Origin of the sequence: Streptomyces sp. NPDC101151 (genome assembly GCF_044768335.1) — a bacterium.
Taxonomy (GTDB): domain Bacteria; phylum Actinomycetota; class Actinomycetes; order Streptomycetales; family Streptomycetaceae; genus Streptomyces.
The window spans coordinates 52,553-78,906 of sequence record NZ_JBIWPP010000007.1 but is presented as its reverse complement, the minus strand read 5'-3'; the positions used below and the strand labels follow the sequence as shown (position 1 = coordinate 78,906).

Here is a 26,354-nt window from a genome sequence, read left to right as displayed (position 1 = left end):
TCGGACGGCGGCCGCCGGCCCTGGTGAGCGGCGCTGACGTCGCCGCTCTCCCGGACAAGACGCTAGCCCCGGTGCGCATGCGCCGCCACGCGGAGCGTGAGCGACGCCGGATGCCCCGATAGGGTGATGGTATGAGGCATCGGGGGCGCGGACTCAGGCTTACGGCCGTACTGGCACTGGTGGTACTGGCTCTGACGGGCTTCTCACGGGGCCATGGTCACAGCCGGCACAGCGGCAGCGGCGGCGGGTGCAGCAGTTCGCACCAGGACCACGACAGTTCGTCGTCGTCGACGTCCGGGGGCGGTTCGTACGGCGGCGGGTCGTCCTACGACGACTCGGACGACGACGGTTACGGGAGCAGCGGCGGCACGGGCGGCTACCACCGCCGGCCCACGAACCGAGCCACGTCCTCCAGCGGCAGCACCGGCAGGCCGCTCGCGGACGGGACGGCGAAGCTGATCAGCTGCGCGAGCGAGCAGACGCCGTACGCGACGGTCGAGATCACCAACCCGAACAGCCGCAGGGCCGACTTCCAGGCCCGGGTCACCTTCTACGACGCCGACGGCACCCTCCTCCTGAACAACGCATCCGCCGAAGTGTCCGTGCCCGCGAACGGCAGGGCGACCACCCGGGTCACGCTCGGCAAGCGCCTCCTGCCATCGGTCGACCACTGCGCGGCGGACCGGGAAGCCCCGCTCAGCTAGCGCACCCGGTACTCCCTCCGCCTCCCGGTGAACAGTTCCGTCTGCCGTTCCGCCGGCAGATTGCCGAGGGCGATGAGATGCGGCGCCTGCGCGAACGCCTGCGCGCGCGCCGCCTCCTTGGCCGCCCACAGGGCTCGTACGGTTCCCTGCACGCCCTCCGCCGGATGCCCGGCGATGACGCGGGCGCACCGTACGGCCGCCGCCAACGCCCCGCCCGGCTCGGTGAGTTCGGAGACCAGGCCGATCTCGAGGGCGCGCTGCGCGGAGATCCGTTCCGCGGTCCCCATGAGCATCATCCGCGCCACCTCCCCGTGCGGCATCCGCTGGGCCATGAGCATGGACTCGTACGCGCTCACCATCCCGTACGTCGTGTGCGGATCGAAGAAGGCGGCCGTGGTGTCCGCGACGACGAACTCGCTCTCGCCCAGCAGATAGAAGGCCCCGCCGCAGGCCATGCCCCGCACGGCGGCCACGACCGGCTTCCACAGGTCGTTCGCCTTGGGCCCGATGCCCAGCAGCGGATCGTCCTGCATGTACGGCGACGAGGGCTGCGGGACGACGAAGTCCCGGTCGATGCCCGTGCAGAAGGCCCGCTCCCCGGCCCCGGTGAGGACGACGGCCCGCACGGAGTCGTCGAACCGCACCTCGCGCCAGACCTCGACGAGTTCCCGGGCCATGGCGCCGTCGATCGCGTTGAGCCGCTCGGGCCGGTTCAGGGTGACGACGGCGACGCCGGCGTCCTTGTCCGCCAGGAGATCGAGGGTGTTCACGCCGGCACCCACTGCGGGAGCCCGCCGGAGAAGACGACCTGGACCCGGGCGCCGATCCTGACGCGCTGCGGGTCGAGGGAGTCGAGCCGTGCCCCGGCGCGGCTCACCAGATTCCCGACGAGCCGTATCCGGGGCGCGTCCTCCAGCTCCACGACGATCACGTTGTACGGCGCCTGCTCCGCGTAGTCGGGCAGCAGCGGCGGATGGGGCACGACGTAGGACCACACGCGCCCGCGCCCCGAGACGGGCCGCCACTCGCTCGCGAAGGACTGGCAGTGCGGGCAGCAGGGCCGGGGCGGGAAGCGGGGCTCGCCGCAGTCGGTGCAGGCCTGGACGCGCAGCTCGCCGCGGGCGGCGTACTCCCAGAAGGGGGCGCCGTCGGTGTCGGTGACGGGGGTCAGCATGGCTGGCTCAACTCCTCAGCAGAAGGGCGGAGGTGGGGACACCCTCGCCGGCGGTGACCAGACAGGTGGCGGCCCCGGGAACCTGCGCGGTACTGGTGCCGCGCAGCTGCTTCACCCCTTCGTTGATGAGGTTGAAGCCGTGCACATAGGCCTCGGAGAGCCCGCCGCCACCGGTGTTGACGGGCAGCCGCCCCCCGATCTCCAGGGCCCCCTGCTCGGTGAAGGCCCCGCCCTCCCCTCTGCCGCAGAAGCCGTACCCCTCCAGCGAGAGGGGTATCAGGGCCGTGAACGCGTCGTAGATCTGCGCCACGTCCACGTCCTCGGGCGTGAGGTCGGCGTGCTTCCACAGATGCCGGGCGGCGGTCCAGGCCGGGCCGGTGAGGGGGTCGTCGTTCCAGTAGTTGACCATGCCGTGGTGCTGGGCGGGCAGGCCCTGGGCGGCGGAGTGGACGTAGACGGGCCGCTCGGCGCAGTCCCGGGCCCGTTCTCTGCTGACGACCACGCAGGCCAGCGCCCCGTCCGTCTCCAGGCAGTTGTCGAAGAGGCAGAGGGGCTCACTGATCCAGCGGGAGGTCATGTACATCTCGCGCGTGAGCGGCCGCTCGTACATCACCGCGGCGGGATTCTGGTTGGCCCGGTTCCGGCAGGCGAGAGCGACGTTGAACAGGTGATCCCGGGTGGCGCCGTATTCGTGCATGTACCGCCGTGCCAGCATGGCGATCTCGTCGGCTGGCCGAAGCAGTCCGAAGGGCCGGGTCCACTGGGCCGGAGTGGGCAGCTGGACGGCGGTGTTGGTCCACGGCCGGGGTCCGCTGCCCCGCTTGCGCGACCGCCAGGCGACCCCGACGGTGGCCTGCCCGGCGGCGATGGCGGCGGCGAGATGCGCGACGGTCGCACAGGAGCCGCCGCCCCCGTACCCCACCTTGCTGAAGAAGGTCAGATCACCGAAGCCGACCGCCTTCGCCAGCTCCACCTCGTCGGTCTCCTCCATGGTGTAGGAGGCGAGGGCGTCGACCTCGCCGGGCGCGATCCCGGCGTCGTCGAGTGCGGCGACGACGGCCCGGCAGGCGAGTGTCTTCTCGTCCTCCGGGAGCTGTCTGGCGAATGGGGTCTGTCCTATCCCGACGATGGCGGTGGCGTCTTTCAGCCCCGTTCCTGCCATGGTGCACCCACCTCCGCGAGCCTGCCCAGCTGCTGACAGCCCGTCAGATTACAGCTAATCTGACGGTCAGTCAGCTATGTGTGTGGGGGAGGTCTGCTGTGAGCGATTGGGGCACCATTCCTCGTCTGGTGCGGTCGTCGGCCGAGCGGTACGCGGACACCGAGGCGGTGGTCGAGGGCCGTACGAGGATCACGTACGCGGAGCTGGGCGCCCGGGTGGAGCGTGCGGCGGCCGCCTGCATGGCGAGCGGCGTGCGGATCGGCGACCGGGTCGCCGTCTGGGCCCCCAACTCCCTGGACTGGATCGTCGCGGCGCTGGGCGCGGTGTCGGCGGGCGCGGTGCTGGTGCCGCTGAACACCCGCTTCAAGGGCACGGAGGCGGCGGACGTGCTGCGCCGCAGCGGGGCACGGCTGCTGTTCGTCACGGGCACGTTCCTGGGCACGTCGTACGTGGCGTCACTGAGGCGGGCGGCGGGCCCCTCGGACGGCGCCGGCCACCCGCTGCCCGGGCTCCCGGCCCTGGACCAGGTGGTGGTTCTCTCGGACGACGCACCGCAGGACTTCCGCACCTGGAAGGACTTCCTGGCAGGTGGGGAGGGGGTGGGAGAATCCGAAGTGCGGGCTCGTGAGGACGAGTTGGAAGGCGGCAGCCTCTCGGACATCATCTTCACCTCGGGGACGACGGGCCGCCCCAAGGGGGCGTTGATCACCCACGGGCAGACGCTGACCGCGTACGAGATCTGGGCGGACCTGGCAGGCCTGCGCACCACGGACCGCTACCTGATCGTCAACCCCTTCTTCCACACCTTCGGCTACAAGGCCGGCGTGATCGCGTGCCTGATGCGCGGGGCGACGATGATCCCCCAGCCGGTGTTCAACGTGGACACGGCCCTGGCGAACATAGCGGCGGAGCGGGTCTCGGTCCTGCCGGGCCCGCCGACCCTGCACCAGTCCCTGCTGGACCATCCGGCCCGGGACGCGCACGACCTGGCGGCGCTGCGGCTCGTGGTCACGGGCGCGGCCGTGGTGCCGTTGCGGCTGGTGGAACGCCTGCGCCAGGAACTGGGCGTCGGCACGGTCCTCACCGCCTACGGCCTGTCCGAGGCGAGCGGCATCGTCACGATGTGCCGCCGCGGCGACGACCCGTCGGTGATCGCCTCCACGTCCGGCCGCGCGATCCCGGGCACGGAGGTGAGGGTCGTCGATCCCGGGGGCGCACCGGCACAGCCCGGCACGCCCGGGGAGGTACTGGTCCGGGGCTTCAACGTCATGCGCGGCTACTACGAGGACCAGGCGGCGACGGACGAGGTGGTCTCCCCGGACGGCTGGCTGCGCACGGGCGACGTCGGTGTCCTGGACCCGGCCGGCAACCTCCGCATCACGGACCGTCTCAAGGACATGTTCATAGTCGGCGGCTTCAACGCGTATCCCGCCGAGATAGAGCAGCTCCTCGCCCTGCACCCGGACGTGGCCGACGCGGCGGTGATCGGCGTCCCCGACGCCCGGCTGGGCGAGGTGGGCAAGGCGTTCGTGGTCCGCCGCCCGGACTCGACCCTGACCTGTGACGACCTGATCGCCTGGTCCCGCCGCGAGATGGCGAACTACAAGGTGCCGAGGGCGGTGGAGTTCGTGGGGGAGCTGCCGCGGAACGCGAGCGGCAAAGTGGTGAAGGGGGAGTTGCGGGGGCGGTGAGCCGATGCTGCCGGGCGGCGGCTTCCGGTCGCCGTCGGACCGCCCGGTGAGGGAACGCGCGCGTCCTCGTGGGGCAGCGCCCTCGGCTGTCTCCGCGGTCTGCTCAGCCGAAGGTGAAGCCGGCCGCCTTGGTGTCCAGGGTGGTGGTGCCGTTCTCGGCGGTGGCGAGCACGGCGACGTGCCAGGGACCGCGCGGGGCCGAGGCGGCCTCGGGGCCGGTCACGGCGGTCCTGTAGGCGCACCGCACGGTGTCCTCGCCGGCGGGCTTGCAGGTGGCCGGGTCGGCTTCGGCCAGCTCCTTGGCGGTCGGCTCCTTCCCGGCGAGCGAGGAGTGCGCGGGCCAGGCCAGAACCCTCACGCTCTTGACCCCGGAGGACGCCGTGACCTCGGTGGTGAAGGTGAACGAGCCGTCCCGGTCGCCGCCGGGGGCCGCGTAGCGGGCGGTGCTGTGGGCCAGCGCGGGCGGCTGCTCTCCGGCGTGGGCGAGAGCGAAGGCTCCGGCGCCTCCGAGGACGACGACACCGGCGGCCACGGACAGGGCGATACGTCGGGACATGGCGAGTCTCCGTAACTGTCTCAGCTGGATGGAGCCGGCGCTGTCGTTCGCGCCGCTGCGCCGATACTCGCAATGCCGGGACACCCCGGACGTGAGCACAGGTACTCAACTCGGCCTGGGTGCTTCCGCGTGGATCAGGCTCCGGACACACCTCGGCCGCGACGGCTCCCCCTCCGCGCCGCCGCGGCCGATCCCCGTCGGGTGAAAGGTCTGGTCAGGCCTTCTCGTCGGTGGCGTGGGTGTTGTCCGGAGTGGCCACGCCGGAGTCCTCGCCCGCCGCCACAGTGGTCGGCTTCAGCGGCTCACTGGTGGCGTGCGTGTTCAGCGTGGTCACCTCGGCGGCCGAGGTCTCCGTCGCCGGCTTCTTCTTGGCGTCGCTCATGTCTGCTCCCCTGATGCTCTGTGCGATGGGTCGAAAGGCCCGCCCGGCAGCTCCCCCTAGGGCCGCCGAGCGGGCACTTCTGGGCCGGTACACCTTAAGGCGCGGCCATGTGACGTCCCGTCTGCCCCCCGAGGCGACGGATCGACACCACTGAGAGTGCCGTGCGGCGATAAACGAACGATGAACGTGCAGGAGCCTGCTCTCAGGCCACCGCGAGCGGCTTGAGCAGAGCCCTCACCTCATCGGCTTCCGCTGCACCGAGTGCCTCGAAGATGGCCAGCGCCTCCTGCAGGCACACCTGCGCACGACCGCTCTGCCCGATGCCGCTCAGCGCCCGGCCGAGCGCGGTGAGCACATTGGCGCGCCGCCACTCGCCGCCGATCCCGCGCAGGAGGGTCAGGGCCGACTCCGCGTTGGTGGCGGCCTGTGCCAGACGCCGGGCTGCGAGGTCGACCTCGGCGAGGCGGAAGAGGGTCATGCCCTCCCACAGCCGCTGCCGGCTGTCGCGGAAGACCTCCAGGGCTTCCTGGAGGCGGTCGGTGGCCTCCGCGTAACGACCGCTCTGGGTGAGTGCGAGGCCCAGTGCGTAGCGGCCGTTGGCCCCTCGCAGCGCGTGTCCCATGTCGTCGTACATGTCGGTGACCTGCTGGGCCAGAGACACCGCGCTCGCGGTTCGCCCCAAGGCCAGATGGATCCGCGAGAGGTTGCACATGGCGGCCGCCTCACCGGCGCGGTCTCCGTGGTCGCGGAAGCTGTCGATGGCGCGGGTCAGGTGTGTCTCACCGTCTTCGTTGCGGCCCTGGTAGAGCGCGATGACGCCGAGCACGTTGGACGCCCAGCAACTGGTGAGGGGGTCTCCGGCCACCTGCGCCAGCCGGTAGGCCTCGGCGGCCTCCTGATCCGCGAGCTCGAACCGGCCCGAGACGTGGTGACCGTTGGCCAGGGTGACGAGAGCTCTCGCTTCCGTGCGTTGGTCCCCGACGGTGCTCGCGGCCGCGCGTGTGGACATCCCGGTCGTCTCGTACTCCCTGGAGTTGGCGCCGGACTCCGTCAGGTCCATGGCCGCCCACAGCAGATCGACAGCGCGCGGCAGCCTGGCCGGGCTCGTGGACTGCCGCACGCACGCCAGCATGCAGATCGCCTCGGCATACAGCCAGTCCTGGGCCTGATGACGGTCCTCGAATGTCAGCCCCGGGTACTCCGTCGCCTCCAGGTGATCCACCAGTCGGTCCTCCGGCCGCTCGATCGCATAGACCCCCGCCGCCGTGGCCAGATAGAAGTCCAGCAACCGCGACATCGCGGCCTCCCGCTCACCACGCGGCTGTTCGTCCCTTTCCGCACAGGCACGCGCGTAGAGCCGGACCAGGTCGTGGAAGCGGTAGCGCCCGGGTGCCGCCGACTCCAGCAGGGACGTGTCGACCAAGGACTCCAGCAGGTCCTCCGTCTCCTCCAGAGGCAGATCCAGGGCCGCCGCGGCCGCGGCCAGCGACATGTCCGGGCCGTCCGCCAGGCCGAGCAGACGGAACGCCCGGGCCTGGGCCGGCTCCAGCTGCCCGTAGCCCAGCTCGAACGTCGCCTTGACGGCCAGGTCGCCGGCCTGGAGTTCGTCCAGGCGGCGGCGCTCGTCCGCCAGCTTCGCGGCCAGGACCGACACCGTCCAGGTGCGGCGGGCCGCCAGGCGGGAGGCCGCGATGCGGATCGCCAGGGGGAGGAAGCCGCACGCGGCCACCACGTCCAGCGCCGCCTCGCGTTCCGCCGCCACCCGCTCCTCGCCCACGATCTTCGTGAACAGGGCGAGCGCCTCGTCCGGGGACATGACGTCCAGGTCCACCAGGTGTGCCCCGGCCAGGTCCAGCATCCGTACCCGGGAGGTCACCAGGGCCGCGCAGCCCTCCGTCCCCGGGAGCAGCGGCCGTACCTGTGCCGCGTCCTTCGCGTTGTCCAGCAGGACCAGGACCCGGCGGCCGTCCAGTACGGACCGGTACAGGGCCGCTCGCTCCTCCAGGCTGTCCGGGATCGCCGAGTCCGCCGTGCCCAGGGCGCGCAGGAAGGAGCCGAGCACCGTCTCCGGTTCCGCGGGCCGTGGTCCCGCGCCCTGCAGGTCGACGTACAGCTGCCCGTCCGGGAACGCCGGGCGTGCCCGGTGGGCGACGTGCACCGCCAGCGTCGTCTTGCCCACGCCCCCGATCCCGGCCAGCGCCGACACCGCCATCACGCGGCCCTCGGCCGCCGCCTCGGACGCCGACGCCAGCACCGCGCTCAGCTCGTCCACGAAAGCGGCGCGCCCCGTGAAGTCGGGGACCGAAGCCGGCAGCTGGGCCGGGCGCACCGGCACCACGGCAGGCTCCGCCGCGGGAGTGGAGGGTTCCGCGAGCGCCGGGTCCGCCTGGAGGATCCGCTGCTGCAGTTCGCGCAGGCCCGGCCGCGGGTCCACGCCCAGCTCCTCCGCCAGCAGGCGCCGCGTGTCCGCGTACACCGCCAGCGCCTCCGCCTGCCGCCCGCTGCGGTACAGGGCCAGCATCAGCAGTTCGCGCAGCCGCTCACGGAGGGGGTGCGCGGCCGTCAGGGCGGTCAGTTCCGAGACCGCCTCCGCATGGCAGCCCTGCTCCAGGTCCATGTCCAGGCGGGACTCGAGGAGTTGCAGTCGCCATTCCTCCAGCCGGACCCGCTGCGCGTCCGCGTACGGGCCCGGCACCCCGGCGAGCGGTTCGCCGTCCCACAGCGCCAGGACCCGGTTCAGCACCTCCCGCGCACGGGACGGATCCCCCGCGCCGCGCGCCTTCTCCGCCTCCGCCGCCAGCTCCTGCGCCACCGCCAGGTCCAGTGCGCCCTCGCCGAGGCCCCGCACCGCGTAGCCGCCGGACTCGCTGGCCAGGACCCCGGGGTCCAGGATCTTGCGCAGCCGGGAGGCGTACGTCCGCAGCGCCGCCAGCGCCTGGGACGGCGGCTCGGTGCCCCAGAGCGCGTCGATCAGCTCCGCCGCCGTCGCCGTACGGCCCTCGCGCAGCAGCAGGGCGGCCAGCAGGGCGCGCTGCTGCGGGGAGCCGGTGTTCAGCGTCTCCTCGCCGCGCCAGGCCCGCACCGGTCCGAGCACGCCGAAGCGCAACGTCGCCGGCTCCGCGACAGCCGCGGAGCCGGAACGCCGCTGCTCAGGTACGCGCGGCCGACCGTCCATGCGTTCGCCCCCCTAGGCATCACGAACAACTCCGTCAGTTTGCCTTGTTCGGGGCGGTTGCGTCAGCCGTGGGAGACGCCGATCACAGACCGGTGCGCCGCAGTACACAAGGCCCTCACACGGTCTTCGCACACAGTCGCCCCGGTCCACCAGCTGACGGACCGTCAGATCGGCGCTACCGTGAGCGCCATGGACACCCAGAGCGACTTCCCCCGGATCATCTCCGTCGACGACCACACGGTGGAGCCCGCGCACGTCTGGCAGGACCGGCTCCCGAAGAAGTACCTGGACACCGGGCCACGCATAGTCCGCGCCCCGCTGAAGGAAATGACCTTCCTGGGCGGGCGGTTCAAGCCCGTCATGGGTGAACCGGGCGGCACCGAGGGACCCCTGGGCGACTGGTGGGTCTACGAGGACCTGCACCGGCCGCTCACCCGGCTCGACACGGCCGTCGGCTACAGCAGGGACGACATCAAGCTCGAAGTCATCACCTACGAGCAGATGAGGGCGGGCTCGTACGACGTCCCCCAGCGCCTCGCCGACATGGACGTCAACCACGTCCAGTCCGCCCTCTGCTTCCCCACCTTCCCCCGCTTCTGCGGCCAGACCTTCACCGAGGCCCGGGACCGGGAGCTGGCCCTGCTCTGCGTGCGCGCCTACAACGACTGGATGGTGGAGGAGTGGTGCGGGCCCGAGGCGCACGGGCGGCTCATCCCGCTCACCCTCATCCCGCTGTGGGACGCCGGGCTGGCCGCGGAGGAGGTGCGGCGCAACGCCGCGCGCGGGGTCCGGGCCGTCGCCTTCTCCGAGATACCTCCGCACCTGGGCCTGCCGTCCGTCCACACCGACGAGTGGGACCCGTTCCTCGCGGCCTGCGACGAGACCGGCACGGTCGTCGCCATGCACATCGGCTCCAGCAGCCGGATGCCCTCCACCTCCGCCGACGCCCCGCCCGCCGTCGGCTCCACGATCACCTTCGCCAACTGCTGCTTCTCGATGGTCGACTGGCTGATGAGCGGCAAGTTCGAGCGCTTCCCGAACCTCAGGATCATGTATGCGGAGGGCCAGATCGGCTGGATCCCGTACATCCTGGAGCGCGCCGACGTGGTGTGGGAGGAGAACCGGGGCTGGGGCGGGGTCGCCGACAAGGTCCACCGGCCGCCGTCCGAGCTGTTCGCCGGGCATGTCCACGGCTGTTTCTTCGACGACGCCTTCGGGCTGAGGAACCTCGATTCCATCGGCGTCGGCAACGTCCTGTACGAGACCGACTACCCCCACTCCGACTCCACCTGGCCGATGTCCCGGGAGGTCGGCGAGGCCCAGATGGGGCACCTGCCCGCGGACGTGGTCGAGCGGATCGTCCGGGGGAACGCCATCGAGCTGCTCGGGCTCACGGCGGACGGGCTCTGGCAGGGGTCCCGGTGAGTCTCGCGTACGGCATCCAGCTGCCCGTCCAGTCGCAGAGCACCCTCTACACGGAGGGCTGGGAGGCCACCGCCGGGCCCACCGACCTGGTCGAGATCGCGCGGGCCGTGGACCGGGCCGGGTTCGACTACCTCGCCGTCTGCGACCACGTGGCCATTCCGCGCCGGCTGGCCCCGGCGATGAGCACGGTCTGGTACGACCCGGTCGCCACCCTCGCCCATCTGGCCGCCGTGACCGAGCGCGTCCGGCTGCTCAGTCATGTGGCCGTCGTCGGGCTGCGCCACCCCCTGCTCACCGCCAAGCAGTACGCCACCCTCGACCATCTCTCCGGCGGGCGGCTCGTCCTCGGTGTGGGGGCGGGGCATGTGCGCGAGGAGTTCGAGGTCCTCCAGGTGGACTTCGAGCGGCGCGGAGCCGTCCTCGACGAGGCGATCGACGCACTGCGGGCCGCCCTCGGGCCCGAGGAGTACCCCGAACACCACGGCAAGCTGTACGACTTCGCCGACCTGGGACAGCGGCCACGGCCCGCGCAGGAGCGCATCCCCCTGTGGGTCGGCGGGTCCTCGCCCGCCGCCGTCCGCCGGGCCGCACTGAAGGGCGACGGCTGGCTGCCGCAGGGGGATCCACGGGACCGGCTGCCCGGGCAGATCGCGCGGCTGCGGCGGCTCCGCGAGGAGAACGGCATCGAGGCCCCCCTGACGGTCGGCGCCATCACCGAGCCTCTCTACGTCGGAGACGCCGGCTGGGACGTCGGGCGGCGCACCCTCACCGGGGCGCCCGAGCGGATCGCCGAGTCGCTGCGGGAGTACCGCGCGATGGGCGTGCACCAGATCCAGGTGCGGTTCCGCAGCCGGAGCCGCGGCGAACTCATCGACCAGATCGGCGCGTTCGGGGCCCAGGTGGCGCCCCGGCTGGACTGAGGAGCGGACATGGGCAAGCTGGACGGACGTGTCGTCATCATCACCGGGGCGGCGCGCGGACAGGGCGAGCACGAGGCGCGGCTCTTCCGGGCGGAGGGCGCGCGGGTGGTCGTCGCCGACGTACTGGACGACCAGGGGGAGGCGCTCGCCAAGGAGATAGGCGCCCTCTACGTCCATCTCGACGTGGGCACCGAGGAGGGCTGGCAGGAGGCCGTCGGGCTCGTCAAGCAGGCGTACGGGCGCATCGACGGGCTGGTCAACAACGCGGGCATCCTGCGCTTCAACGCGCTGGTGGACACCCCGCTGGACGAGTTCATGCAGGTCGTCCAGGTCAACCAGGTCGGCTGCTTCCTGGGGATGAAGGCCGTCGCGCCGGAGATGACGGACGGCGGGACCATCGTCAACACCGCCTCCTACACCGCGCTCACCGGGATGGCGGCCGTGGGCACGTACACGGCCACCAAGCACGCCGTGCTCGGGCTGACCCGGGTGGCCGCGCTGGAGCTCGCGGCCCGGCGTATCCGGGTCAACGCCGTCTGTCCGGGTGCCATCGACACGGCGATGTCGAACCCGGCCCGGCTCGACCCGGACGCGGACCCCGAGGAGATGAGCCGCGCCCTGGACGAGCTGTACCGCAAGCTCGTGCCGCTCGGGCGGGTGGGCCGGCCGGAGGAGGTGGCCAGGCTCGCCCTGTTCCTCACCTCGGACGACTCCTCGTACATCACCGGGCAGCCGTTCGTGATCGACGGGGGATGGCTGGCGGGTGTCAGCGTGATCTGACTCATCGTCAGCTATTGACGGCCGAGGCGGCCGGTGCGACAGTCGGCCAACAAACAGGATCTGACGGATCGTCAGAAACACTTGGGACGGTGAACCGCCGTGGAATTCGGGCTCTTTGTACAGGGATACGTGGGCAAGCGAGCCGAGACCGACCCGCTCGCCGAGCACAAGGCGCTGATGGAGGAGACCGAGTACGTCATTCAGGCGGACAAGTCCGGCTTCAAGTACGCCTGGGCCTCCGAGCACCACTTCCTGGAGGAGTACTCGCACCTCTCCGCCAACGACGTCTTCCTCGGCTACCTCGCCCACGCGACCGAGCGGATCCATCTGGGCTCCGGGATCTTCAACCCGCTCGCCCAGGTCAACCACCCGGTGAAGGTCGCCGAGAAGGTCGCCATGCTGGACCACCTCAGTGAGGGGCGCTTCGAGTTCGGCAGCGGGCGGGGCGCCGGCAGCCACGAGATCCTCGGCTTCCTCCCCGGCATCACCGACATGAACTACACGAAGGAGATCTGGGAGGAGACCATCGCCGAGTTCCCGAAGATGTGGCTCCAGGACGAGTACGTCGGCTTCCAGGGCAAGCACTGGCAGCTGCCCCCGCGGAAGGTGCTCCCGAAGCCGTACGGGAAGTCGCACCCGGCGATGTGGTACGCGGCCGGGTCGCCGCCCTCGTACGCCATGGCCGCGAGGAAGGGGCTCGGCGTGCTCGGCTTCAGCATCCAGAAGGTCTCCGACATGGAGTGGGTGCTGGAGCAGTACAAGACGGCGGTCGTGAACGCCGAGCCGGTCGGGGACTTCGTCAACGACAACGTGATGGTGACGACGACGGCGATCTGCGCGCCGACGCATGCGGAGGCGATCGGGATCGCCGTGAACGGCGGGCTGCACTATCTGCCCTCGCTGGTGTTCCGGTACCACGACACGTTTCCCCGGCCGGAGGGCTTCCCGGTCTGGCCGGAGACCCTGCCGCAGTACACGCCCGAGTTCGTCGAGCTGCTCATCGAGGAGGAGCTGCTGATCTGCGGGGACCCGGACGAGGTGCTGCGGCAGTGCAAGCGGTGGGAGCAGGCGGGGGCGGACCAGCTGAGCTTCGGGCTGCCGGTGGGGGTGCCGAAGGAGGAGACGCTGCAGACGATCCGGCTCATCGGGGAGCACGTGATTCCGAAGATCGACACGGATCCTGTGCATCGGACGTCGCGGTTCCGGGCCGCCGTCTAGTCGCCGTCGACGGGTGCGGGTGCGTGGTGGCCGATCGCGCAGTTCCCCGCACCCCTCAGGGAGTTCGACGTATCTGCGCTGGAAAGGAGCCCCTGTGCTCGATCACCTCATCAAGGGCGTCACCGTCGTGGACGGCACCGGTGCGCCCGCCTTCGTCGCCGACGTCGGCATACGCGGAGGCCGGATCGCCGCCGTCGGCAGGATCACCGGCGAAGCCCGTACCAGCGAGGACGCGCACGGCCTCGTCCTCGCCCCCGGCTTCGTCGACCCCCACACCCACTACGACGCCCAGCTGTTCTGGGACCCGTACGCCACACCCTCCCTGAACCACGGTGTGACGACCGTGGCCGCCGGGAACTGCGGGTTCACGCTCGCGCCGCTCAACCCGGCCCGCCCCGAGGACGCCGACTACACGCGCCGCATGATGTCCAGGGTCGAGGGCATGTCCCTGGTCGCGCTGGAGGAGGGCGCGCCGTGGAACTGGCACTCCTTCGGCGAGTACCTGGACGCCCTGGAGGGGCGGATTGCGGTCAACGCGGGGTTCATGGTCGGGCACTGCGCGCTCCGGCGCCATGTGATGGGGCCGGAGGCCGTCGGCGGGCAGCCCGGCGAGGAGCAGCTCGGGGAGATGGTCCGGCTGCTGCACGAGGCCATGGACGCGGGGGCCTGGGGGCTGTCCACCACCCAGTCCAGTACGCACTCCGACGGTGACGGGCAGCCCGTGGCCTCCCGGCATGCCCGGCCCGAGGAACTGCTGGCCCTGTCCCGGGCCGTCGGCGAGCACGAGGGTACCCAGATCGAGGCGATCGTCGCGGGCTGCCTGGACCAGTTCAGCGATGCCGAGATCGATCTCTTCGTGGAGATGAGCGCGACAGCGGGACGGCCGCTGAACTGGAACGTCCTGACCGTCGACGCGGCCGTTCCCGAGCGGGTGCCCCGGCAGCTGAGCGCGAGCGAGCGGGCGCGGAAGGCGGGCGGGCGCGTGGTGGCGCTGACCATGCCGATCCTCACCCCGATGAACATGTCCCTGGGCACCTTCTGCGCCCTGAACCTCATCCCGGGGTGGGGGCCGGTCCTCGGACTGCCCGTCCCCGAGCGGATCGCGCGGCTCCGCGACCCGGAGGTCAGGAAGGAGATGCTGCGGCGGGCCGAGTCCAAGGAGGCGGGTGTCTTCCGGCGGCTCGCGAACTTCGGGCGGTACGTCATCGGGGACACCTACAGCGAGGCCAACCGCGGGCTCACCGGACGGGTGGTCCGGGACATCGCCGCCGAGCGCGGCCAGGACCCGTTCGGCTGCCTGGTGGAGATCTGCGCCAACGACGAGCTGCGTACGGTCCTGTGGCCGATGCCCACCGACAACGACCCCGCGTCCTGGTCCCTGCGAGCCGAGACCTGGCAGCACGAGGACGTGCTGCTCGGCGGCTCCGACGCGGGTGCGCACCTGGACCGGATGTGCGGGGCGCCGTACACCACCCGGTTCCTCGGGGACTGTCTGCGCGGCCGGAAGCTGGTCGGTCTGGAGCAGGCGGTGAAGATGCTGACCGACGACCCGGCGCGGCTCTTCGGGCTGCGCGAGCGCGGCCGGATCCGGGAGGGCTGGCATGCGGACCTGGTCCTCTTCGATCCGGAGCGGATCGGCGCGGGCCAGGCCACCCTGGTGCACGACCTGCCGGGTGACAGTCCGCGGCTGGACTCCAGGGCGCTCGGGGTGCGGGCCGTGTGGGTCAACGGGATCGCGGCGATCCGGGACGACGTGGTGAGCGGGGCGGTACCGGGCAGGGTGCTGCGCTCCGGGCGGGACACCGGGACGGTGAGCACCAGGTGACCGAGCGACAGGGACAGCGGCTGTTCGTCGGCGGGGAGTGGGTCGAACCGGACGCAGGTCACTACCCGGTGACCGACCCGGCCACCGAGGAGACCGTCGGCCTGGCACCGGAGGCCTCGCCGGAGCAGGTGCGGGCGGCTTGTGCGGCGGCCCGGGAGGCGTTCGGGCCCTGGTCGCGGACCAGGCCCGAGGAGCGGGCCGCGGTGCTCGGGCGGGCCGCGGAGATCATCCGCGACCGGCTCGTCCCGTACGCCGAACTGGCGCGGGCCGAGACCGGGGCGACAGCCGGGACGGCCCGGGCGATGCAGGTCGGGGTGGCCGCCGCCCGCTTCCGCCGCTACGCCACCGTGGAGCCCGCCGAGTGGGCCGTCGCGCCGCAGATCAACGAGGCCGGGCCGATGGGGAAGGCGGGGGTGATGGGCGCGCTGGCGGTGCGCCAGCCCGTCGGGGTCGTCACCTGCATCACCTCGTACAACAACCCCTGGGCGAACCCGGCCGGCAAGGTCGCGCCCGCCCTGGCCATGGGCAACACCGTGGTGGTCAAGCCCGCCCCGCAGGATCCGCTCTCCGTGTACCGGATGGCGGAGGCCCTGGAGGCGGCCGGGGTGCCGCCCGGGGTCGTGAACGTCGTCTCGGGCCGCTCGGTGGCCGTGGGCGAGGCGTCGGCCGAGTCGGACGACGTCGACATGGTGAGCTTCACCGGTTCCACGGCCGTCGGCCGGCGTATCGCCGAGGTGTGCGGACGGGACATGAAACGCCAGTTGATGGAGCTGGGCGGGAAGGGGGCGGCCGTCGTCTTCGACGATGCCGACCTCGCGTCGGCCGTGTCCGGGATCGGTACGACGTTCTCCTTCTACAGCGGGCAGATCTGCACCGCGCCGACCCGGGTGCTGGCCCAGCGGGGCGTGTACGACCGCCTGGTCGAGCAACTGGCCATGTACGCGGGCCGGTTGAAGGTGGGTGATCCGCGGGAGGCGGACACGGTCGTGGGCCCGGTCATCTCCGCCGAGCACCGGGCGCGCGTGGAGTCGTACGTCGAACTGGGCCGCAAGGAAGGCGCGACAGTGGTCGCGGGCGGTGAACGCCCGCCCCTGGAACGGGGTTTCTATGTCGCCCCCACCCTCCTGGCCGGCTGCGCGAACGACATGCGGGTGGCCCGGGAGGAGATCTTCGGACCGGTGGTGACGGTGATCCCCTTCGACGAGGAGGACGAGGGGGTGGCCCTGGCCAACGACTCGGACTACGGCCTCATCGACTACGTCTGGTCGGGGGACGTGGCCCGCGCCTTCCGCGTGGCCCGGCGGCTGCGGGCCGGAGGGGTGGGCGTCAACACGGTCGGCCGCAACATGGAGGCCCCCTTCGGCGGCTTCAAGAAGAGCGGGGTCGGCCGGGACGTGGGCTCCTACGCCCTGCACGCGTACAGCGAGGTGCAGGCGATCGTGTGGCCCGGGTGAGGTGACCCGGCTCAGTCCGTCAGGTCCACCCGCACCGTCAGCAGGGCGTTGCCGAAGGCCCGCACCGCCGCGCTGTTGAACCGGGGCAGGGCGCGCAGGCGGGCCACGGCGTCGTCCTCGGGCATGAGGTGGGCGGTGCCGTGGTGCCAGCGGCCGCCGATGCGGACGCGGACCTTCGGGTCGGCCTGGATGTTGCGGACGTACTGGGACTTGAACCCGAACTCGGAGACGATCCAGAAGGAGTCCCCGACCCGGCGCCCGCCCACCGGCGTCGGCCGGGGCAGCCCGGACTTGCGGCCGGTGGTCTCCAGGAGGGTCTGGAACGGCAGACGCCGGTTGAGCGGATTGGCCAGGTGGCGCTGGAAGCGGGTCACGATCCGGTGCTTGAGGCCGGTCTTGCGGGACATGTCTCGGACTCTCCTGTTCTCCTCCACGAGCGGCGCCCGGCCGCGGGCCTCCGTATGCGATGTGGCGGCTCTGTGCGGGCCCGCGCCTTGTGGATGGGCGTGCGGCTGTGGCGTGTTAGCCTCCCCCGCGATCAAGGCCGAGTGCAACGGGGGAACGTGATGGGCACGTCTTCGGACGGCTATCAGGTCAAGTCCGGCATGTCCGGGCAGGCGAAGGAACTGGACGGCGCGGGCGACGACGCCGGGAAGATCGCGCAGGCGATCAGTCCCACGGCCTGCTACGCGCAGGACGTGCTGGGCGGGTCCGACTCCGGGCCGGCGTTCGACGCCTACGCGGCGGCCTGGGAGGCGGAGGCCGAGACGCTCAGGGACGCGCTGCACGAGCTGGGGACCAAGGTCCGCGCGTCCAAGGGTGCCTACGGCGGCAGCGACGGCCTCGTCCGGACACAGGCCGCGAACGTCCGCGTGAACGACACCGGTGTCAGCACCATGCCCGCGTACGCCGAGCGTCCCTCGGCTCTGTCGAGCTACTGAGGACCGCCCGATGACGGAATCCACCACCGACCGCCGCAAGCGGCTGGCCGGGCTGTGCGACGACATCGCCTCGGCCGGCAGCAAGAACGACCTGATCGACGCGATCGACTCCGCGCTCGCCGTCTCCGCCCCGGTGGGCGAACCGGCCACCCTGGAGACGCTCGGCAAGCGCTACCGGGGTCAGGCCGACAACGCCCTCGGCGTCTCCGAGCGGGTCGACAAGGTGGCCCGCAAGGGCCTGCCGGACGTGTGGGTCGGCGACACCAGCGTCCTCGCCTCCGACGCGATCTCCGGCGCCTCACGGGCCGCCGTGCAGATGTCCGAGGCGCTCCGGGGCGGCGGCAACGCCCTGCTGAATCTGGCCGACTGGCTCAAGGTCGCGCAGAAGGACGACGGCGACGGCCGCGTCAAACTGCGCGAGGCACGCGGCATGCTGGGCGGCAAGGACGGCTTCTTCGACGACTGGGTGGAGGACGACGGCGAGGAGTCGGAGCGGCTGAAGGCCCGCTCCGTGGCCTCCTCCGGCGTGAAGCTGCTCCACGACGCCGCCGTCACCGCCGACGACGCCGCGCGCCATGCCGCCCGCGAGCTGAACAAGTGGGCCGCCGAAGCCCGCGCCGGCAAGCTGAACACCGACGACCTGTCCGCGGTCGACCGGCTGATGCTGGCCGACACCAGCAATGCGGGCGGCGATCGCGAGCTGAACGAGATCCTCACGGCGAACGACCTGGAGCGGTCCGGGCGCGCCATGGAGAAGCTGTCACCGGCGGACCGGGCCCGGATGGAGCACCTCCTGGCGGATGCGAAGACGCCGCAGGAGAAGGCGTACCTGATGAAGGCCCTCGCCGCGGGCAACTCCGTCGGCGAGGTCGACGCGTTCGCGAAGAAGATCCACGGCAAGGACGCGGTGTGGCTGCAGCAGCACCTGGCGCCGGTGACGACGGGCAACGACTCGTCGGTCACGGGCCAGGAGAAGCAGGCCTTCAAGGGCAAGCTGTGGGACCAGGACGGTGAGACCTGCGTGCCCTCCTCCACGGTCACCGCGCGTGCCATCGTGGATCCCGTGTACGCCCTCGAACTGACCGGCGGCCCCGACGGCACGGACGACGACCCGGAGCACTTCCGCGAGCGCCTGACCGACGAACAGCTCCGCCTGCACGAAGAGGGCGACGGCGACAACTCCGGCTGGTGGTGGGACGAGCACCCGTCCGGCATGGACAAGGACGGGCAGGAGGAGATCTCCGACAAGGAACTCAGCCCGCACACCGGCGATCATTACGAGACCCAGAACATGGGCGGTGAGGACGACCGGCGCAACGTTCTGCCCGACATCGAGAAGTCCGTCGCCGAGGGCAAGCCCGTACCCATCAACATCGAGCGGTACGACGAGAACAACGACCGGCACGGCCACAGCATGATGATCATCGGCCAGGAGGGCGACAAGCTCCAGATCTACAACCCCTGGGGCGTCACCACCTGGGTCAGCGAGGAGGACTTCATCAAGGGAGACCTCAGCGCGGCCGCGGACGACCGCTACTCGGCCGCGCACAAGGGCAACGTCGACACCGTCTACATCCAGCAGGGCTGAGCAACCGTGAACATGCGCACCGTACTGACCTCCCTGGCCACCACGGCGGCCGGAGTCCTCGTCCTGTCCGGCTGCGGTGCTTCGGGGGGAGCCGACGAGTACGGCACCGAGCAGCGCGCGGGCATCACGGTCGACGCGGGCGGCGAGTTCACCCTGAAGGTGCCGGCGAATCCCGCGCTCGGGCAGAACTGGTACCTGGCCGAGCCCCGGCCGGACGCGGACATCCTGAAGTACCGGGGCAAGCGGGAAGAGGAGGAGGGCGGCGGCGATCTCACCGGCGGCGGCGACGGCACCCAGTTCTTCGACTTCACGGCACGGGGGCCCGGCAAGGCCACGGTGAAGCTTCTGCACTGCCCCATGGCCGGCTGCCACAGCGGCACCGAGTCGGCGGCTCCGTTCCCGAACCCGACTGCCCCCGGCACGACCACGATGAGCCCGTTCCCGACCGCCACCGGCACACCGGACGACCTGCCCGCGTTCTTCGTCTACACGATCACGGTCCGCTGACCCGCCCCATCCGAGAACCGGAAGCGCTCGCCATGCCCTCCGTACCCCGTACCGACGACGAGGTCCTCGCCACCACCGACGTGTCCGTGCTGCTCCGCTACGGCCTCACCCAGGACGCCTTCCGCACCGCCCTGTTCGGGGACGGCGCCGTCGCCGCCGCCGTCACCCTGGACCGGATGGGGGTGGTGCCGCGTTCGGTGGCCTTCGTCGCCAAGGTCGTGCGGGCGGGCGGCCTGGCGTACGCGGCCGGGCTGGCCGAACCGCTGCCGTCCCGGGAGGCGGCAGCGGTACTGCGCGACTGGCTGGAGACCGCGGCGACGGTCACCCCACCGGAGGGCGAGGACCGCGTCGCCCACTGGCTGGACGCGGTCGCCGAGATCGTCGGCATGCGCCGGGACAGCCGCCGCGAGGCGGTCCGCCGCGACGGTCGCCGGTAGGCGGGCACCTCACACCCCGGGGACGGTCGCCGTCAGCGGCGCCCGAGGAAGATCGGGTTGGTGAGCGCCGCCAGCGCCCCCGGAAGCGGTCCCGCCGCCGTCTCGTGCCGCAGTTCGGCCCGGACGTATGCCGCGTACGCCGGGGTCGTGCGCCACTCCACCACCCCCGAGCCGGCCACCGGAAGCGGGGCGCTGGTGAGCAGCACGCCCTGGTCGGTGACGAAGCGGACCGTGCAGCGCGGGGCGCCGGACACCTCCAGGCGGACCGTCACCGGGGTGTCGAGCGGTACCGCCAACCGCCCGCCGATGCCCGCGTGTTCGCCCCGCCCGCCGGACGCGCCGAAGGCCAGCGAGACGTTCTTGGACTCGGCGATGTACGAGCGCCCCGCCTTGATGCCCTCCTGGATCGCCTCCCGGGTCAGGTCGTCGGCGAACACCACGGTCTGCGGCGAGCCGACCGGGTCGGGGTCACGGTGCGCGTCGCTGTTGCCCATCGCCGGGATCCAGGCCCGGCCCTCGCGCACGGACGCCACCAGCATGCTGTCCCAGTCGGCCAGCGCCACCTCGTCGTCGGGGGTGTAGGGACCGTTCCACACCTCGATGGCGTCGGCCTCGCCGAAGCCGAACTTCCAGTTGCAGCCGACGCAGGTGGCGTGCGGGTGGGCGGGCACGACCAGGCCGCCGGACCTGCGGATCTGGCGGGCGAACCGGCCGAAGCGGTTGTCGCGGGCGCGGTAGCGCCAGTCGACGAAGGTACCCGGGTCCGTGCCGAGCGCCACGACATGACCGTTGCGGGTGGTGATCTCCTCGCCCAGCATCACCAGCAGGTCCTCGCCCGCGACGTCCGCCCAGTGGGCGTGCGAGGTGTGCGTGTTGTGGTCGGAGCTGTTGATGAAGTCCAGGCCGGCGGCGCGGGCGAGCGCGCCGATCTCGGCGGGGGTGCGGCGGCCGTCGGAGTGCCAGGAGTGCAGATGGCAGTCACCGCGGTACCAGGATCGGCCGCGGCCCTTGGCCCGCTGCGGCGGGTACCCGGGCTCGGGGGTGTCGGCCTGCTCGCCGTAGGTGAGGGTGATCGTGAGCTCGTACGACAGCCCCTGCGGGGCGACGGTGTAGGGGCCGAGGGCGATCTGCCAGGTGCCCGGGTTGATCGTCCCGGGGAGGTAGCCGGGCGTGGCGTCGTCGGAGCGGACGAAGAACTCCGTCCGGGCACCGCCGGACCATCCGCGGAAGCCCTTCCCGCCCAGTTCGGTCCCCCGTTCGTCGAAGAGGCCGATGTCCAGGGCGTTGCCGGCGGTACCGGCGGGGACGGCCGGGCGGTCGTAGGTGTAGGCGACCTTGATCTCCTTGGTGCCCTCGGGTACTTCGACGGGCACGTACACGAAGTCGGGCGAGCCGGTCGGCAGCGTGCCGCGCACCGTACGGGTCTCGGCCTGGTGCATGTTGTCCGCCCCTCTCGCGAAGGTCACGCTTCCCAACGTAAGCGCGGCCGCGGTGCCCGTCACGATCAGTGAACGTCTTCCGAGCCTTGCGTCGTCATCACACATGCCGGTGAGCGTTCCCCATGGGCGTGAACATGCAAGGAAGGGAAGGAAATCGGCGGGTATCGAGCCCAGGGGGGCGCATATGGACCGGCCCCTGTCGGACGACCGGTGGGAAGGGGCGCGTCCGGCGACGCCCGCCGTCGCCGGTGCCGACCGGTCGGTATCGACTTCTCGGCCCGATCCCGGTACAGATGACCCATGCGCATCGCCGTGACGATCTTCCTCACCGACGAGACGGTCACCCCCACGCGGCTCGCCCGCGAACTGGAGCAGCGCGGCTTCGCCGGGCTGTACCTGCCCGAGCACACCCACATCCCGGTGGAGCGGACCACCCCGTACCCGGCCGGCGGTGATCTGCCGCGCGAGTACGGCCGCACCTTCGACCCCTTCGTCGCCCTCGGCCAGGCCGCGGCCGTCACCCGGCGGCTGGCGCTCGGTACCGGGATCACGCTGGTCGCCCAGCACGACCCGATCGACCTGGCCAAGCAGATCGCCACGCTGGACCATCTCTGCGGCGGCCGCTTCACCCTCGGCCTGGGCTTCGGGTGGAACGTCGAGGAGGCCGCCGACCACGGTGTCGAATGGCGCGGCCGCCGGGAGCTGGTGCGGGACCGGATGGGCCTGATGCGGGCGCTGTGGTCCGAGGAACCCATGGGGTACGAGGGGGAGTTCGGCGGCGTGCGGCCCAGCTTCGCCTTCCCCAAGCCGGTGCAGAAGCCGCGCGGACCGGTCGTCGGCCCCCGCACCCTCGTCGGCGGGGCGGCGGGCCCCAAGCTGTTCGCGCACATCGCCGAGTACACCGACGGCTGGCTGCCGATCGGCGGACGCGGGCTCACCGAGTCGCTGCCCGTGCTGCGATCCGTCTGGGCGGACGCCGGCCGCGACCCGGCCGCCCTCCAGGTGGTCCCGTACGCCGTCCACCCGACCCCCGGCAAACTCGCCCACTACGCCGAGCTGGGCATCGAGGAGACGGTCGTCCAACTGCCGTCGGCGGGCGAGCCGGAGGTGCTGCGGGTGCTGGACGAGTACGCCGGTTTCCTCGGCGGCGGAGCCGCGTAGCCAGCCCGCTGCGCTGATCAGCCCGAACGTATGCTCAGAGGATGACGACTTCCGCGACCTCCGGAACCGGCCCGACCGAGAACTCCATGCGTCGCGCCCTCAAACGTGCTCGTGACGGCGTCGCCCTCGACGTCTTTGAGGCGGCGGTGCTCCTCCAGGCCCGCGGCGAGGCTCTGACCGACCTCGCCGCGTCCGCCGCCCGGGTGCGCGACGCGGGCCTTCAGGCGGCGGGCAGGCCCGGTGTCATCACCTACTCGAAGAGCGTCTTCATCCCCCTCACCCGGCTGTGCCGGGACAAGTGCCACTACTGCACCTTCGTCACCGTCCCCGGCAAGCTGCGCCGGGCGGGCCACGGGATGTTCATGTCCCCCGACGAGGTGCTCGACGTCGCCCGCAAGGGCGCCGCACTCGGCTGCAAGGAAGCCCTGATCACCCTGGGCGACAAGCCCGAGGACCGGTGGCCGGAAGCGCGCGAGTGGCTGGACGCGCACGGTTACGACGACACCATCGCCTACGTCCGTGCCGTCTCCATCCGCATCCTGGAGGAGACCGGCCTGCTGCCCCACCTCAACCCGGGCGTCATGACCTGGACGGACTTCCAGCGTCTGAAGCCCGTGGCCCCCTCCATGGGCATGATGCTGGAGACGACGGCCACCCGGCTCTGGTCCGAGCCCGGCGGCCCGCACCACGGCTCCCCGGACAAGGAACCGGCCGTACGGCTGCGGGTGCTTCAGGACGCGGGCCGCTCCTCGGTGCCCTTCACCTCCGGCCTGCTGATCGGTATCGGTGAGACCCACGAGGAGCGCGCGGAGTCCCTCTTCGCCCTCCGCAAGGTCTCCCGGGCCTACCACGGCATCCAGGAGCTGATCATCCAGAACTTCCGCGCCAAGCCGGACACGGCGATGCGCGGCATGCCGGACGCCGAACTGGACGAGCTGGTCGCCACGGTGGCGGTGGCCCGGCACATCATGGGCCCCTCAGCCTGTCTCCAGGCCCCGCCGAACCTGGTGGACGACGAGTACGAGCGGCTCATCGGCGCCGGCATCGACGACTGGGGCGGGGTCTCCCCGCTCACCATCGACCACGTCAACCCCGAACGCCCCTGGCCGCAGATCGAGCAGCTCACCGAGCGTTCCCGGGCCGCCGGCTTCGAACTGCGCGAACGCCTCTGCGTCTACCCGGAGTTCGTCCGGCGCGGAGAACCCTGGCTGGATCCGCGCCTGCGTCCGCACGTGGCCGCGCTGGCGGACCCGGACACCGGCCTGGCGCGTCCGGACGCGGTGGTCGAGGGGCACCCCTGGCAGGAGCCGGAGGAGGCGTTCGTGGCGAGCGGCCGCACGGACCTGAACGCGTCGATCGACACCGAGGGCCGAACGGCCGACCGGCGCGCCGACTTCGACGAGGTCTACGGCGACTGGGAGGCGCTGCGCGAGGCGGCAGCCCCGGGCATGGTGCCGGAGCGCATCGACACGGACGTCCGCCAGGCCCTGCGCACGGCGGCCGACGACCCCACGCGGCTTTCGGACGCCGAGGCCCTGGCCCTGTTCCACGCGGACGGCCCGGCCCTGGACGCGCTGTGCCGGGTGGCCGACGACGTGCGCAGGTCGGCGGTGGGCGACGACGTGACGTACATCGTCACCCGCAACATCAACTTCACCAACGTCTGTTACACGGGCTGCCGCTTCTGCGCCTTCGCCCAGCGCCGCACGGACGCGGACGCGTACACGCTCTCCCTGGAGCAGGTCGCCGACCGGGCCCAGCAGGCGTGGGAGGTGGGCGCGGTCGAGGTGTGCATGCAGGGCGGCATCCACCCCGACCTGCCCGGGACGGCGTACTTCGACATCGCGAAGGCGGTGAAGGAGCGCGTCCCCGGTATGCATGTGCACGCCTTCTCCCCGATGGAGGTCGTGAACGGCGCCACCCGCACCGGCATGTCCGTCCGTGAGTGGCTTTCCGCCGCCAAGGAAGCGGGCCTCGGCTCCGTCCCCGGTACGGCGGCGGAGATCCTGGACGACGAGGTCCGCTGGGTGCTGACCAAGGGCAAGCTGCCCACGGCGACCTGGATCGAGGTGATCACGGCCGCCCACGAGCTGGGCATCCGTTCCTCCTCCACGATGATGTACGGCCATGTCGACCAGCCCCGGCACTGGCTCGGCCATCTGCGCACACTGGCCGGGATCCAGCAGCGGACGGGCGGCTTCACGGAGTTCGTCACGCTCCCCTTCATCCACACCAACGCACCGGTGTACCTGGCGGGCATCGCCCGGCCCGGCCCTTCCACGAGGGACAACCGCGCGGTGACGGCGATGGCGAGGCTGCTGCTGCACCCCTGGATCCCCAATATCCAGACAAGTTGGGTCAAACTGGGCGCCGAGGGGGCGGCGGAGATGCTCCGCTCCGGGGCGAACGACCTCGGCGGCACATTGATGGAGGAGACGATCTCCCGCATGGCGGGCTCTTCCTACGGCTCCTACAAGTCGATCCGCGACCTGGTGGCCGTGGCCGAGGCGGCCGGCCGGCCGGCAAAGCCCCGCACCACGCTCTACGGCGAGGTGCCCCAGGAACGCCGGCGGGCCGCGGAGGCCTCGGACGGGCACCTGCCCGCCCTCCTGCCGGTCCTCGACTGAACCCGGACTGAGTACGATGATCCGACCCTCGTGCTGAGAGGGGACCCGTAGCGGAGGAGATGCGTACCCGTGGCTGCCCGACTGCCCTCGTGGGCCTGGGTCTCCGGTCTGACGGCGGGGGCGACCGCGGTCGTCGTCGCCCTCGCGGTACAGGCGAACCACGCGCCGCACCCCACGGCCGCGACGGCCGGGCCCAGCCCCTCGGCGTCGGCGGGCGCACACGCGTCCGCCGAGCCGAAGGCGCCGGCGCCGCACACGCTCCCGAGGGAGTCCGGCACCGGCCGCCGAATCGTCTACTCGCTCGGCGAGAAGCGCGTGTGGCTGGTGGACGCGACCGGCACGGCGAGCCGTACGTTCGCGGTGTGGCCGGGCACGGTCGGCCCGCAGCCCGGTCGCTACTCGGTCACCCTGCGCATCCAGTCCCTCAAGGGCTCGGACGGCGTTCAGATCGAGCACGTGATGTACTTCACCAAGGCCTCCGGCGTGAACATAGCCTTCTCCAACGCCCTGGACGGCGCCTCGCCGCCACCGGCGAACGGCCAGAAGCTGGGCGGCATCCGCCTCCACAAGGAGGACGGAGCCGCACTGTGGGCGTTCGGTGATCAGGGGACCAAGGTCACGGTCGTCAGCTAGCCGCGTCCTGCGCGCGCTGTCCCGGCAGCTGGTTGACGATCAACGCCACCCCGCTGAGCAGGAACACCCGGGTCGCCGCGTCCAGGCCGTTCCAGGTCTTCGACTGCCACATGGCGAACCACTCCCCGCCGATGGCGATGAACCCGGCGCCGAAGAGCAGCAGTAGCATCAGCAGGCCGTAGGTGGAGAGGCGGCGCGCCAGGTCGTCCCTGCGCCGCGCCCAGAGATACGTCCCCCAGATCAGCACCAGGGCCGCCACCGTCTCCCACACGATGATCGCGACATAGGCCGTGTCCTGAAGCGCGGTGCTGGTGATCGCCCGCCACATCAGGTCGTCGTCCTTGAACGTCGTGTCCATCGCCAGCACATGCCGGACGAACTGCTGGTTGGTCCCGAAGTCGGTGATGTTCCCGAGGGCGACCAGGGCGATGTAGAGGGCGAGTATGCCGGTGAGCACACCGGCGGCCAGAGCGACCGCGTTACCGGAGGTGCGGCCGGTCGCGGTGGTGGCGGTGGTGGGGGTGGTGGTCATGGCTGGATTCTCCCCTGTCGAGG

Annotated in this window: 24 protein-coding genes; 15 read left to right on the top strand and 9 right to left on the bottom strand. The window is 71.6% G+C overall.

Annotation, left to right across the window (positions count from 1 at the left end; translation table 11 throughout):
- The first annotated feature begins 131 nt into the window (after nucleotides 1-131).
- On the top strand, nucleotides 132-704 hold the full coding sequence (locus ACIRU3_RS15550) for a hypothetical protein (protein WP_404056381.1): 573 nt from the start codon (nucleotides 132-134) through the stop codon (nucleotides 702-704).
- On the opposite strand, the gene ACIRU3_RS15545 is transcribed toward ACIRU3_RS15550, so the two are convergent.
- The 3 genes from ACIRU3_RS15545 to ACIRU3_RS15535 are packed head-to-tail and all read right to left on the bottom strand — an operon-like array spanning nucleotide 701 to nucleotide 3,040.
- Nucleotides 701-1,474: an enoyl-CoA hydratase/isomerase family protein gene (locus ACIRU3_RS15545; RefSeq protein WP_404056379.1), complete on the bottom strand. Its 774-nt coding sequence runs from the start codon at nucleotides 1,472-1,474 to the stop codon at nucleotides 701-703. The genes ACIRU3_RS15550 and ACIRU3_RS15545 overlap by 4 nt on opposite strands.
- A complete protein-coding gene (locus ACIRU3_RS15540) occupies nucleotides 1,471-1,878 on the bottom strand; it encodes a Zn-ribbon domain-containing OB-fold protein (protein ID WP_404056377.1) in 408 nt (135 codons plus the stop codon). Before ACIRU3_RS15540 ends, ACIRU3_RS15545 begins: the two co-directional genes overlap by 4 nt.
- 7 nt (nucleotides 1,879-1,885) lie before the next feature.
- Nucleotides 1,886-3,040: a lipid-transfer protein gene (locus ACIRU3_RS15535; protein ID WP_404056375.1), complete on the bottom strand. Its 1,155-nt coding sequence runs from the start codon at nucleotides 3,038-3,040 to the stop codon at nucleotides 1,886-1,888.
- 98 nt (nucleotides 3,041-3,138) lie between these two features.
- On the opposite strand from ACIRU3_RS15535, the gene ACIRU3_RS15530 reads away from it, so the two are divergent.
- Nucleotides 3,139-4,731 carry a FadD3 family acyl-CoA ligase gene (locus ACIRU3_RS15530; protein ID WP_404056373.1) on the top strand — a complete coding sequence of 531 codons (1,593 nt, stop codon included), beginning with the start codon at nucleotides 3,139-3,141 and terminating at the stop codon, nucleotides 4,729-4,731.
- A 103-nt stretch (nucleotides 4,732-4,834) separates the two neighbouring features.
- On the opposite strand, the gene ACIRU3_RS15525 is transcribed toward ACIRU3_RS15530, so the two are convergent.
- The 3 genes from ACIRU3_RS15525 to ACIRU3_RS15515 all read right to left on the bottom strand — a co-directional run bounded on the left by ACIRU3_RS15525 (nucleotide 4,835) and on the right by ACIRU3_RS15515 (nucleotide 8,844).
- The gene (locus tag ACIRU3_RS15525) at nucleotides 4,835-5,287 is read right to left on the bottom strand and encodes a DUF5707 domain-containing protein (protein ID WP_404056372.1); all 453 of its coding nucleotides are present in this window, start codon (nucleotides 5,285-5,287) and stop codon (nucleotides 4,835-4,837) included.
- 214 nt (nucleotides 5,288-5,501) lie between these two features.
- Entirely contained in the window at nucleotides 5,502-5,669 is a 168-nt protein-coding gene (locus ACIRU3_RS15520; RefSeq protein ID WP_404056370.1) for a hypothetical protein, read from the bottom strand.
- A 202-nt stretch (nucleotides 5,670-5,871) separates the two neighbouring features.
- Nucleotides 5,872-8,844 (bottom strand): BTAD domain-containing putative transcriptional regulator, encoded by a 2,973-nt coding sequence (locus ACIRU3_RS15515; protein WP_404056368.1) that lies wholly within the window; start codon nucleotides 8,842-8,844, stop codon nucleotides 5,872-5,874.
- 189 nt (nucleotides 8,845-9,033) lie between these two features.
- Here ACIRU3_RS15515 and ACIRU3_RS15510 point away from each other — a divergent pair, with 189 nt between their 5' ends.
- The 6 genes from ACIRU3_RS15510 (at nucleotide 9,034) to ACIRU3_RS15485 (ending at nucleotide 16,466) form a co-directional block, all read left to right on the top strand.
- Nucleotides 9,034-10,269: an amidohydrolase family protein gene (locus tag ACIRU3_RS15510; RefSeq protein WP_404056367.1), complete on the top strand. Its 1,236-nt coding sequence runs from the start codon at nucleotides 9,034-9,036 to the stop codon at nucleotides 10,267-10,269.
- Complete coding sequence (locus ACIRU3_RS15505; RefSeq protein WP_404056365.1) at nucleotides 10,266-11,189, top strand: LLM class F420-dependent oxidoreductase; 924 nt, start codon at nucleotides 10,266-10,268, stop codon at nucleotides 11,187-11,189. The genes ACIRU3_RS15510 and ACIRU3_RS15505 overlap by 4 nt, the downstream gene beginning before the upstream one ends.
- A 9-nt stretch (nucleotides 11,190-11,198) precedes the next feature.
- The gene (locus ACIRU3_RS15500; RefSeq protein ID WP_404056363.1) at nucleotides 11,199-11,969 is read left to right on the top strand and encodes an SDR family NAD(P)-dependent oxidoreductase; all 771 of its coding nucleotides are present in this window, start codon (nucleotides 11,199-11,201) and stop codon (nucleotides 11,967-11,969) included.
- 99 nt (nucleotides 11,970-12,068) lie between these two features.
- Nucleotides 12,069-13,187 carry an LLM class flavin-dependent oxidoreductase gene (locus ACIRU3_RS15495; protein WP_404056361.1) on the top strand — a complete coding sequence of 373 codons (1,119 nt, stop codon included), beginning with the start codon at nucleotides 12,069-12,071 and terminating at the stop codon, nucleotides 13,185-13,187.
- Between the two features lie 94 nt (nucleotides 13,188-13,281).
- Nucleotides 13,282-15,012: an amidohydrolase family protein gene (locus ACIRU3_RS15490; protein ID WP_404056359.1), complete on the top strand. Its 1,731-nt coding sequence runs from the start codon at nucleotides 13,282-13,284 to the stop codon at nucleotides 15,010-15,012.
- Complete coding sequence (locus ACIRU3_RS15485) at nucleotides 15,009-16,466, top strand: aldehyde dehydrogenase family protein (protein ID WP_404056357.1); 1,458 nt, start codon at nucleotides 15,009-15,011, stop codon at nucleotides 16,464-16,466. The genes ACIRU3_RS15490 and ACIRU3_RS15485 overlap by 4 nt, the downstream gene beginning before the upstream one ends.
- A gap of 11 nt (nucleotides 16,467-16,477) precedes the next feature.
- Here the strand turns inward: ACIRU3_RS15485 and ACIRU3_RS15480 are convergent, their stop codons facing one another.
- Entirely contained in the window at nucleotides 16,478-16,873 is a 396-nt protein-coding gene (locus tag ACIRU3_RS15480) for a nitroreductase/quinone reductase family protein (RefSeq protein WP_404056355.1), read from the bottom strand.
- Between the two features lie 159 nt (nucleotides 16,874-17,032).
- On the opposite strand from ACIRU3_RS15480, the gene ACIRU3_RS15475 reads away from it, so the two are divergent.
- The 4 genes from ACIRU3_RS15475 to ACIRU3_RS15460 are packed head-to-tail and all read left to right on the top strand — an operon-like array spanning nucleotide 17,033 to nucleotide 19,939.
- Nucleotides 17,033-17,407: a hypothetical protein gene (locus tag ACIRU3_RS15475; RefSeq protein ID WP_404056353.1), complete on the top strand. Its 375-nt coding sequence runs from the start codon at nucleotides 17,033-17,035 to the stop codon at nucleotides 17,405-17,407.
- Between the two features lie 10 nt (nucleotides 17,408-17,417).
- The gene (locus ACIRU3_RS15470; protein WP_404056351.1) at nucleotides 17,418-18,995 is read left to right on the top strand and encodes a peptidoglycan-binding protein; all 1,578 of its coding nucleotides are present in this window, start codon (nucleotides 17,418-17,420) and stop codon (nucleotides 18,993-18,995) included.
- 12 nt (nucleotides 18,996-19,007) lie between these two features.
- Entirely contained in the window at nucleotides 19,008-19,502 is a 495-nt protein-coding gene (locus ACIRU3_RS15465; protein WP_404056349.1) for a protease inhibitor I42 family protein, read from the top strand.
- Nucleotides 19,503-19,534: 32 nt separating this feature from the next.
- A complete protein-coding gene (locus tag ACIRU3_RS15460; RefSeq protein ID WP_404056347.1) occupies nucleotides 19,535-19,939 on the top strand; it encodes a hypothetical protein in 405 nt (134 codons plus the stop codon).
- A gap of 32 nt (nucleotides 19,940-19,971) precedes the next feature.
- On the opposite strand, the gene ACIRU3_RS15455 is transcribed toward ACIRU3_RS15460, so the two are convergent.
- Nucleotides 19,972-21,483 (bottom strand): CehA/McbA family metallohydrolase, encoded by a 1,512-nt coding sequence (locus ACIRU3_RS15455; RefSeq protein ID WP_404056345.1) that lies wholly within the window; start codon nucleotides 21,481-21,483, stop codon nucleotides 19,972-19,974.
- Between the two features lie 195 nt (nucleotides 21,484-21,678).
- Between ACIRU3_RS15455 and ACIRU3_RS15450 the strand changes: the two genes are divergently transcribed.
- The 3 genes from ACIRU3_RS15450 (at nucleotide 21,679) to ACIRU3_RS15440 (ending at nucleotide 25,799) form a co-directional block, all read left to right on the top strand.
- Nucleotides 21,679-22,539, top strand: coding sequence for a TIGR03619 family F420-dependent LLM class oxidoreductase (locus ACIRU3_RS15450; protein WP_404056343.1), 861 nt, complete (start codon nucleotides 21,679-21,681; stop codon nucleotides 22,537-22,539).
- Nucleotides 22,540-22,580: 41 nt separating this feature from the next.
- A complete protein-coding gene (locus ACIRU3_RS15445; protein WP_404056341.1) occupies nucleotides 22,581-25,166 on the top strand; it encodes a bifunctional FO biosynthesis protein CofGH in 2,586 nt (861 codons plus the stop codon).
- A 69-nt stretch (nucleotides 25,167-25,235) separates the two neighbouring features.
- Nucleotides 25,236-25,799: a hypothetical protein gene (locus ACIRU3_RS15440; protein ID WP_404056339.1), complete on the top strand. Its 564-nt coding sequence runs from the start codon at nucleotides 25,236-25,238 to the stop codon at nucleotides 25,797-25,799.
- On the opposite strand, the gene ACIRU3_RS15435 is transcribed toward ACIRU3_RS15440, so the two are convergent.
- Nucleotides 25,792-26,331: a DUF2165 domain-containing protein gene (locus ACIRU3_RS15435; protein WP_404056337.1), complete on the bottom strand. Its 540-nt coding sequence runs from the start codon at nucleotides 26,329-26,331 to the stop codon at nucleotides 25,792-25,794. The two genes, ACIRU3_RS15440 and ACIRU3_RS15435, sit on opposite strands and share 8 nt — an antisense overlap.
- Between the last annotated feature and the right edge of the window lie 23 nt (nucleotides 26,332-26,354).

Coding starts and splice junctions, on each gene's coding strand:
- ACIRU3_RS15520 (WP_404056370.1), bottom strand. CDS start 5,669: ATGAGCGACGCCAAGAAGAAGCCGGCGACGGAGACCTCGGCCGCCGAG.
- ACIRU3_RS15550 (WP_404056381.1), top strand. CDS start 132: ATGAGGCATCGGGGGCGCGGACTCAGGCTTACGGCCGTACTGGCACTG.
- ACIRU3_RS15525 (WP_404056372.1), bottom strand. CDS start 5,287: ATGTCCCGACGTATCGCCCTGTCCGTGGCCGCCGGTGTCGTCGTCCTC.
- ACIRU3_RS15445 (WP_404056341.1), top strand. CDS start 22,581: ATGACGACTTCCGCGACCTCCGGAACCGGCCCGACCGAGAACTCCATG.
- ACIRU3_RS15475 (WP_404056353.1), top strand. CDS start 17,033: ATGGGCACGTCTTCGGACGGCTATCAGGTCAAGTCCGGCATGTCCGGG.
- ACIRU3_RS15465 (WP_404056349.1), top strand. CDS start 19,008: ATGCGCACCGTACTGACCTCCCTGGCCACCACGGCGGCCGGAGTCCTC.
- ACIRU3_RS15500 (WP_404056363.1), top strand. CDS start 11,199: ATGGGCAAGCTGGACGGACGTGTCGTCATCATCACCGGGGCGGCGCGC.
- ACIRU3_RS15535 (WP_404056375.1), bottom strand. CDS start 3,040: ATGGCAGGAACGGGGCTGAAAGACGCCACCGCCATCGTCGGGATAGGA.
- ACIRU3_RS15450 (WP_404056343.1), top strand. CDS start 21,679: ATGCGCATCGCCGTGACGATCTTCCTCACCGACGAGACGGTCACCCCC.
- ACIRU3_RS15435 (WP_404056337.1), bottom strand. CDS start 26,331: ATGACCACCACCCCCACCACCGCCACCACCGCGACCGGCCGCACCTCC.
- ACIRU3_RS15455 (WP_404056345.1), bottom strand. CDS start 21,483: ATGTGTGATGACGACGCAAGGCTCGGAAGACGTTCACTGATCGTGACG.
- ACIRU3_RS15540 (WP_404056377.1), bottom strand. CDS start 1,878: ATGCTGACCCCCGTCACCGACACCGACGGCGCCCCCTTCTGGGAGTAC.
- ACIRU3_RS15515 (WP_404056368.1), bottom strand. CDS start 8,844: ATGGACGGTCGGCCGCGCGTACCTGAGCAGCGGCGTTCCGGCTCCGCG.
- ACIRU3_RS15510 (WP_404056367.1), top strand. CDS start 9,034: ATGGACACCCAGAGCGACTTCCCCCGGATCATCTCCGTCGACGACCAC.
- ACIRU3_RS15480 (WP_404056355.1), bottom strand. CDS start 16,873: ATGTCCCGCAAGACCGGCCTCAAGCACCGGATCGTGACCCGCTTCCAG.
- ACIRU3_RS15470 (WP_404056351.1), top strand. CDS start 17,418: ATGACGGAATCCACCACCGACCGCCGCAAGCGGCTGGCCGGGCTGTGC.
- ACIRU3_RS15460 (WP_404056347.1), top strand. CDS start 19,535: ATGCCCTCCGTACCCCGTACCGACGACGAGGTCCTCGCCACCACCGAC.